The sequence below is a fragment of the Candidatus Aegiribacteria sp. genome (assembly GCA_021108005.1).
Lineage (GTDB): Bacteria > Fermentibacterota > Fermentibacteria > Fermentibacterales > JCC-6 > Aegiribacteria.
Map to the genome: position 1 here is coordinate 1 of JAIORS010000177.1, position 2,266 is coordinate 2,266.

3 protein-coding genes are annotated in these 2,266 nt (G+C 41.8%); 1 reads left to right on the plus strand and 2 read right to left on the minus strand.

From position 1 onward, the window contains the following. The first annotated feature begins 297 nt into the window (after window positions 1-297). Window positions 298-1,068, plus strand: a complete 771-nt coding sequence (locus K8S15_11365; GenBank protein ID MCD4776632.1) for a sulfotransferase — start codon at window positions 298-300, stop codon at window positions 1,066-1,068. A 241-nt stretch (window positions 1,069-1,309) separates the two neighbouring features. Here K8S15_11365 and K8S15_11370 read toward each other — a convergent pair whose 3' ends face one another. Together K8S15_11370 and K8S15_11375 are read right to left on the minus strand one after the other, a co-directional pair. After that, window positions 1,310-1,636: a HigA family addiction module antidote protein gene (locus tag K8S15_11370; protein ID MCD4776633.1), complete on the minus strand. Its 327-nt coding sequence runs from the start codon at window positions 1,634-1,636 to the stop codon at window positions 1,310-1,312. A gap of 4 nt (window positions 1,637-1,640) precedes the next feature. Continuing rightward, a complete protein-coding gene (locus K8S15_11375) occupies window positions 1,641-1,925 on the minus strand; it encodes a type II toxin-antitoxin system RelE/ParE family toxin (GenBank protein MCD4776634.1) in 285 nt (94 codons plus the stop codon). Between the last annotated feature and the right edge of the window lie 341 nt (window positions 1,926-2,266).

Consider the following 2,266-nt stretch of genomic DNA (forward strand, 5'->3'; position numbering starts at 1 on the left):
ATTAACGGCAGAGCGGGAACAGGAACTTCTGAAGCTCTGGAAGGAAACGAAGTAAATCCGAGTAAAATATTTATATCCTTCAAACCCCTTGTGATTGAAGGCATGGAATATTATCATTTTCATGGTAGCCTTGAGATTAGAACATAAAGTAATAAAAAACTTAACAATGGGCTGTAGCAGAATTGCACCACGGTTCGGGTAATGCTTCTATGCAATCAGCTAAGCCCAAGTGTTATGTATCAAGGCAGTATCCTGAAGTGAAGGTTTAATGCGATGCAGCATATCAGGAGTTTAACAATGCATAGACCGGAAAAATCCTACATCATCTGGACAAGTCAGCGTACTGGAAGCACCTATCTTTGTCGATGCCTTCAGAACTGTAAGGTGGCTGGCAATCCAGATGAATGGTTGTATGCTGAATCCAATCATCCTGATAAGCTGTATGACAAATACAACTGCACCAAACCGATTGAGCTTCAGAGGGCGATTTGGGAGAGGGGCCTCGGAGCAAACGGTGTCTTTGGAATTAAGATTGGATTCTCTCAGCCAAATCACGATAGGACTATCAGCCTTCTCAAGCAGTTCCCGGATTGTAGCGACAAAAGCTTTGATTCTGCAAAGGTCCTAGATAATGCCTTTCCTGACTGCAGGCACATCTGGATTACTAGAAGGAATAAAGTGCGCCTTGCTGTTTCATGGTGGAAAGCAATTAAGACCGGAGAATTCCACCGCGAACATGGCGCACCACCCAATGAGAAAGACATTCGAGGGGAATACTTGTTCGAGGCGATTGATCATCTTTATTGTGAGGTTTCAATGAGGGAAGCTGGTTTACAGGAGTTCTTCTCTTCAACCGGGATAATACCACATACCGTTGTTTATGAGGATTTCATTGCAGACGTATCCTCAACCTTAATTTCAATTTTAGACTATCTGAATATTCCAATTCCAGACGATATGGGACTCTCTAAGAAAAACCTCGAGAAACTTGCAGATGATCTATCCGAGGAATGGATAGAACGCTATCGCGAGGAGAAACAGAAGGGCTGGCCAAATAAAGGCTGGTGAAAGAGAAGCTAGCTTTTCAGTAGAATCGAACATATCAAGCGGTTGCAGTGGAATTGCCACCGCGTATTTACCAATCATATAGCAATCCACTGAGCCTTAGTTTTAAAATATGCTAAACTCAGAGCAAACCGGACAGAAACGACTTTCGGACGATAATCATCAGTGTATGATCGATGCTGCAAAATCAGACGATAGTTGTGTGTAGCGTGCTAATCAGAAATATTGGTAATTACATGCCTTCTCATGCGTTTGCATGATTGTGCAATGGTGATTCAGAAAAAAGAACCTTCACTTCTTTCTCAATTATCTGTCCAAACTTACTCTTTGCGAGTTTCATATTGTATCTAACCTGTAAATTTAGCCAAAATTCAGGTTCAATCCCGAAGTATTTGCCCAGTCGCAGCGCAGTATCTGCGGTAATTTCCCTTTTCCCATGAACAACCTGACTAATACGGTTTGCCGGTACGTTAATGTCTTTTGCAAGCTGGCTCTGGGAAATGCCCATTGGCTTGAGAAACTCCTCTAAAAGAACATCGCCTGGTGTAATCGGAGATAATTTATTTGTCATATCGCTACCCCTTATGATAATCCACAATTTCAACTTCAATGACTCCTTCGTCCTTCCAAACAAAGCAGATGCGCCATTGATTATTGATTCTCATGCTGTGTTGACCTTTCCTATTTCCTTTTAGTTGCTCAAGTCTGTTCCCCGGGGGAATACGCAAACTCTTCAAAGAGACAGCTGCATTCAGAACTTCAAGCTTAATCCTGGCTGTTCTGTTGATACTCCTGAATTTTCGGATATCCATATCATTAAACAGCTTCTCAGTATCTCTGCATTTAAAAGACTTTATCATACTGTATGATATGACGTCTTACGTCACTCGTCAAGACATGTGGTTTACATGTCCTTATGAAGCGGAAAAAAGTGAGTGTTGTTCATTTGGCTCATGAGTCTTGTGATTCACACTCAGTGTGGCTATCATTAGCTCCATAATGAAATGATTTAAGACAAAGCACATAAGATTTTAACGATTGCATGAAACAGTCACAGGTTCCAGCGATAGGCTGGGTTGACTACTGTGCCGGTTATACAGAGCGCTCGCCATGAGGGAAGAAAACACATTCTGGATAGAGTAACCGAACAATAGGAATCTTGATTTCAAACCGTTCCGGAATTTATCCGGAACAGTGTATT